This window comes from Terriglobales bacterium, assembly GCA_035624475.1.
GTDB lineage: Bacteria > Acidobacteriota > Terriglobia > Terriglobales > Acidobacteriaceae > DASPRL01.
This window is the reverse complement of the sequence record DASPRL010000115.1, coordinates 1-5,357: the sequence shown is the minus strand read 5'-3', so window position 1 is coordinate 5,357 and position 5,357 is coordinate 1. Positions and strand designations below refer to the sequence as shown.

At 65.6% G+C, this 5,357-nt stretch carries 5 protein-coding genes and 2 pseudogenes; 5 read left to right on the top strand and 2 right to left on the bottom strand.

Annotated elements, in window-relative coordinates; all coding sequences use genetic code 11:
• Positions 1-46 precede the first annotated feature (46 nt).
• The 5 genes and pseudogenes from VEG08_05000 (at position 47) to VEG08_04980 (ending at position 3,977) form a co-directional block, all read left to right on the top strand.
• Positions 47-823: pseudogene (locus VEG08_05000) on the top strand (transketolase).
• Positions 760-1,401: pseudogene (locus tag VEG08_04995) on the top strand (hypothetical protein). Before VEG08_05000 ends, VEG08_04995 begins: the two co-directional pseudogenes overlap by 64 nt.
• Positions 1,402-1,560: 159 nt before the next feature.
• On the top strand, positions 1,561-2,016 hold the full coding sequence (locus tag VEG08_04990; GenBank protein HXZ27340.1) for a transketolase C-terminal domain-containing protein: 456 nt from the start codon (positions 1,561-1,563) through the stop codon (positions 2,014-2,016).
• A gap of 97 nt (positions 2,017-2,113) precedes the next feature.
• Positions 2,114-3,235 (top strand): NAD(P)-dependent oxidoreductase, encoded by a 1,122-nt coding sequence (locus VEG08_04985; GenBank protein HXZ27339.1) that lies wholly within the window; start codon positions 2,114-2,116, stop codon positions 3,233-3,235.
• Positions 3,236-3,239: 4 nt separating this feature from the next.
• Positions 3,240-3,977 (top strand): MOSC N-terminal beta barrel domain-containing protein, encoded by a 738-nt coding sequence (locus VEG08_04980; protein ID HXZ27338.1) that lies wholly within the window; start codon positions 3,240-3,242, stop codon positions 3,975-3,977.
• A gap of 78 nt (positions 3,978-4,055) precedes the next feature.
• Here VEG08_04980 and purQ read toward each other — a convergent pair whose 3' ends face one another.
• A complete protein-coding gene (gene purQ, locus VEG08_04975; GenBank protein HXZ27337.1) occupies positions 4,056-4,751 on the bottom strand; it encodes a phosphoribosylformylglycinamidine synthase subunit PurQ in 696 nt (231 codons plus the stop codon).
• Between the two features lie 108 nt (positions 4,752-4,859).
• Positions 4,860-5,357, bottom strand: a 498-nt coding sequence (locus tag VEG08_04970; protein HXZ27336.1) for a periplasmic heavy metal sensor, incomplete at its 5' end; no start/stop codon positions are given.

Here is a 5,357-nt window from a genome sequence, read left to right as displayed (position 1 = left end):
CATCCGCGACTACTCCATCGAGGAACTGGCCGAGCAGGCCAACCTGATGCGCGGCTACGACCTGGTGGCGCTGCGCGCTGCCGGCAGCGGCCACGCCGGAGGCACCCTCTCCATCATGGACATCGTCGCCGCCCTCTACCTCAAGATCGCCGACCACGATCCCAAGAACCCTGACTGGGAGGAGCGCGACCGCATCATCTGGTCGGGTGGGCACAAGGCCCCGGCCCTCTACTTGGGCCTGGCCTTCGCCGGCTGCCACCCCATCGACGACGTGGTCACGCTGCGCAAGCTGTATTCCCCCTACCAAGGCCACCCACACTGGGTGAAGCTGCCGGGCGTCGAGGTCTCCAGCGGCTCCCTGGGCCAGGGGCTGAGCGTGGCCGTGGGCGTGGCCCTGGGCGGCAAGCTCAAGAAGAAGGACTTCAACACCTTCTGCATCATGGGCGACGGCGAGCAGCAGGAGGGCAACATCTGGGAAGCGGCCATGGAGGCCGCCCACTACAAGCTGGAGAACCTGATCGGCATCGTGGACAACAATCGCCTGCAGATCGATGGCCCGGTGTCGGAGGTCATGAGCATCGATCCCCTGGGCGCCAAGTACCGCGCCTTCGGCTGGGAGGTGCTGCGCATCAACGGCCACGACATGAAGGAGGTCGTCGAGGCCCTCGAAAAGGCCAAGGAAGGCCTGGGCAAGCCGGTGCTGATCATCGCCGAGACCACCAAGGGCAAAGGCGTCAGCTTCATGGAGAACGTGGCCGGATGGCACGGCAAGTCTCCCAACCACGAAGAGATGCTGAAGGGTCTCGGCGAGCTGGGGCTGCTCGACAAGGTCCCTCACGCCGCCCTGCTGGAGAAGGCCAAGGCCTACCAGGCGGAGGCGGAGAAGACGCTCGCCGCCAAGATGCCCAAGTTCCAGGCCGACTACTGGTGGAACTCCGGCAAGAGCATGCAGGTCAAGATGGAGCCCACGCGCAAGGGTTTCGGGCAGTCGCTGCAGGCCCACGGCGACGACGAGCGCGTGGTCTGCCTCGGACTCGACATCTCCGGCTCCATCACCATCAGCGAGTTCTACAGCGGCAAGCCCGAGCGCAAGGAGCGCTGGATCTCATGGGCATCGCCGAGCAGTCGGCCACCGCCGCCGCCGCCGGCCTGGCGAAGGAAGGGAAGCTGCCCGTCTTCGGTACCTACGGCACCTTCGCCGCTGCTCGCAACCTCGACCAGTTGCGCGTCTCTGTCTGCTACGGCAACTTCAACGTCATGGTGGCGGGGGCGCACGGCGGGGTCTCGGTGGGGCCCGACGGCGCCACTCACCAGGCCCTGGAAGACCTGTTCGCCATGTGCGGCATGCCCAATATGGTGGTGGTCGTCCCTTGCGACTCGGTCGAGACCCGCAAGGCCACCGACTTCCTGCTTCTGCAGCACGTGGGGCCGAAGTTTCTGCGCTTTGCGCGCGAGGCCACGCCTATCGTCACCCACGCCGAGACCCCGTTCGTCTTCGGCAAAGCCAACGTCATCCGCCTGCGCCGCGAGGCGGAGCAGTTCGCCGACGCCTTCGACACCGTGCTGGCCAGCCACTACGAGGACGAGAACGAGGACCTGAGCATCCTGGCCTGCGGGCCCATGGTGCCCGAGGCCATGCGCGCCGCATGGATCCTGAAGAGGGAATTCGGCTGGGAGACGCGCGTCCTCAACCTGCACACCATGAAGCCCATCGACGAAGCCGCCATCCTGCGGGCCGCGCGCGAGACCGGGGTGGTCATCACCGCCGAGGAGCACCAGATCGGCGCTCTGGCCTGGCGCGTGAGCGGCGTGCTGACCGAGAGCCCCGAGCTCTACGGCACCCCGGTCATCACCGGGGCCATCGGGGTGAAGGACCGCTTCGGCGAGTCGGGCGCCCCCTGGGAGCTGATCAAGGAGTTCGAGGTCAGCGCCGAACACATCGCCCAGAAGGCGGTCGAGCTCATGCAGGTAAAGAAATCCCGTACCCACGAGAAAGAGCTGGCCGCGGTACGGTAAAATCCCTTCTTTGATCCGAGACTGCCCGGCGCGAGAGGTCACGCCGGCGGCGTCTCCCTGTCGTTTGGGCAGCTATCCCCGCAACCGAAAGAGCGTCATGAAAGAGCAGAAGCGCTTTCGCGTGTTTGCCACCTGCGACATCGGCAAGGACACCTTCGAGATGCTGCGCCAGCGCGGCTACGAGGTGGAGGTGTACGAGGAGATCGAAGCGCCGCCCAAGCAGCTGATCGTGGAGAAGGTGCGCTCGGGCATCGACGGGCTGATCACCACCCTGCGCGATCCCATCGACGCCGAGGTCTTCGAGGCGGGCAAGGGCACGCTCAAGGTGGTGGCCCAGTGCGCCGTGGGCTTCGACAACATCAACCGCGCCGACGCCAACCGCTACAAGATCCCCTTCACCCACACCGCCGACGTGCTCACCGAGGCCACCGCCGAGTTCGCCTTCTTCATCATGGGGGCGCTGGCGCGCAAGCTGTGGAACTCGGAGATCCTGGTGCGGGAGAACAAATGGGGCTCCTGGCATCCCTACCTGCCCTTCCTGGGTGACGAGGTCACGGGCAAGACCATCGCCATCATCGGCACCGGGCGCATCGGCTTGGCCATGATCAAGAAGTCCGTCGGCTTCGACATGAACATCCTGTGCTACGACCCGGTCTACCAGAACCACAAGTTCATCGCCGGCATCCAGGAGATCAAAGACCTGCGCACCAAGCACAAGATGTACGGCGAGCACACCCGGATCAAATACGTGAGCCGCGACGAGGCCCTGAGCCAGGCGGATTTCATCAGTATTCACGTGCCCTTGCTGCGGGAGGGCGAGGCGGACGAGCCCACCCACCACCTCATCAACGAGCGCACGTTGAAGCTCATGAAGAAGAGCGCCTACCTGGTGAATACCTCGCGCGGGCCGGTGGTGGACGAGGCCGCGCTGGCGCGCGCCCTGCGCGAGCGCTGGATCGCCGGCGCGGCGCTGGATGTCTTCGAGAAGGAGCCGTTGCCTCCGGATTCGCCCCTGCGCGATCCCGCCATCGCCGACCGTTGCCGACTCTTCCACCACTTTGCCAGCGGCGCCCGCATCACCCGGCTCTCCACCGATCCCAACAAGGGCATGTCGGGGCGCACCGGCCAGGCCCTCATCGATGTCTTGGAAGGAAACTACGGCGGCGATCCCAGCAAGATGCCGTACGTGGTGAACAAGGAAGCGTTCGAGAAGAAGTAGGCGCATGGAAACCATCGGCACCCTCCGGCACCTGCGCCGCTACCCGGTGAAGAGCATGGCCGGGGAAGACCTGGCGGAGGCCTACGTCAGCTATTCCGGTCTGGTGGGCGACCGCGCCTACGCCTTCGTGCAGCGCGACGGCAATCCCGAATTTCCCTGGCTCACCGCCCGCCAGGTGGAGGAGATGCTGCTCTTCCGGCCGCGGTTTACGGCGCCGCCCGAAGCGGTGGCGCACTATCCCGACTCGACGCGCTATGGCATCGAAGTGACCACGCCTCAGGGACAGAAGCTCGACATCAACGACCCCCGCCTCAAAGAGCAGCTGGAAAAGCGCCTAGGCCGCGAGATCTGGCTTCGCTTCTCGGAGCGTGCCATGACCGACGCCCGCCCGGTCTCGCTCTTCGGCCTGCCCACCGCCGCCGCGTTGTCGCAAGAGGTGGGCATCTCTCTCCACCCGCACCGCTTCCGCGCCAACTTCTACGCCGAGTGGAAGGAGGCCGGCCCCTACTTCGAAGACACGCTGGTGGGCCGCACCCTGCAGGTGGGCGAGCAGTGCCTGCTCCACGTCTCCAAGAAGGACGGGCGGTGCAAGATCATCACCCTGGACCCGGAGACAGCCGCCGCCTCACCCCAGGTGCTGGCCACGGTCGCCCAGAAACACGAGGGCTGCATTGCGGTCTATCTGGTGGTGCTGCGGGAGGGCGTGGTGCGGACGGGCGACAGTATCAGGATTGCAGATTGAAGATTTCAGATTGCAGATTACCGAATGGCACGCGCGAGCTAACTTTCAAATCTTCAATCTACAATCTGCAATCTTCAATTAACGCGCCGCCAGCGCGCCCACCAGCGACTGCATCACCTTGAAGCCGTCGGTCATCCCCAGTTCGGGCTCGGAAGCGCGCTCGGGGTGGGGCATCATGCCCAGCACGTTGCGCCCCTCGTTGCAGATGCCGGCGATGTTGTCGAGCGAGCCATTGGGGTTGGCGGCGGCCGTGATCTCGCCTTGCGGCGTGGCGTAGCGGAAGACGACGCGGTTTTCCCGCCGCAGCTTCTCCAGGGTCTCGGCGTCGCAGAAGTAGTTACCTTCCATGTGCCCGATGGGGATCTTCAGCACCTCGCCCTTACGGCAGAGCTGGGTGAAGGGGGTCTCGGCGTTCTCCACCCGCAGATAGACGGGCTTGCAGACGTACTTGAGCCCGGCGTTGCGCAGCATCGCGCCCGGCAGCAGGCCGGCCTCCAGCAGGATCTGGAAGCCGTTGCAGATGCCCAGTACCAGGCCGCCCGCGGCGGCGAATTTCTTCACCGCTTCCATGATGGGAGCGAGGGCGGCGAGGGCGCCCGTCCTCATGTAGTCCCCGTAGGCGAAGCCCCCGGGCACGATCACGGCATCGCAGTTCTGGAGGTCGTGGGAGTCGTGCCAGAGGAAGGTGACCGGCTGCTGGGCCACCTGGCCGAGCACGTGGTAGGCGTCGTGGTCGCAGTTGGACCCGGGAAAGATGATGACCCCGAACTTCATCGCGGCTCGCTTTCCGTGGAGAGGGCCACAGAAAAGTCTAGCACGGCCGCGCAAGTCCGCCCTCCGGAGGAAGCAGGCTCGCCACCTGCTTCCTCCGGGCGGAGGCGTCTAGAGGTTGTCGTCTCCGGGGGGCGGAGGCGCGGTCGCCGGCCCCGGCGCTTGCGGCGGTCCCGGCATGCCTGGCCGGGCGGGCGGCGCCATGCGATGCTCCTGCTCGCGCGATTGCTGAATGGCGCGCAGTTTCTTCCACTGCTCCACCGTCAGCACCTTGCGGATGTCGAGCATCATCATGGTGTTGGCCTTTTCCAGTCTGGCGCGAGTGGCCAGCACCTGGTCGATCTGGGCGCTGATCTTGCCCTCGTCCATCTGGTCGGCGTCCACAAGGGACTGCAGGATGGTTTCCTGGATCTCCACGTCGGCGCGCATTTTGATCAGGTCCAGGCGCGCGTTCAGGAAGGTCTCCTCGATCTGCTTGATCTGGGCGTCCGAGAGTTGCAGTTGGCGCACGATCTCGGAGTCCTTCCACCACGCACCCAGGTCGCCGGGACGATTGGTGCGGACGTAGAAGACGTCGCCGCCGCGAGCATGCGGGGTCCCCGGGGGCGG

Coding starts and splice junctions, on each gene's coding strand:
- VEG08_04985 (HXZ27339.1), top strand. CDS start 2,114: ATGAAAGAGCAGAAGCGCTTTCGCGTGTTTGCCACCTGCGACATCGGC.
- VEG08_04980 (HXZ27338.1), top strand. CDS start 3,240: ATGGAAACCATCGGCACCCTCCGGCACCTGCGCCGCTACCCGGTGAAG.
- purQ (HXZ27337.1), bottom strand. CDS start 4,751: ATGAAGTTCGGGGTCATCATCTTTCCCGGGTCCAACTGCGACCACGAC.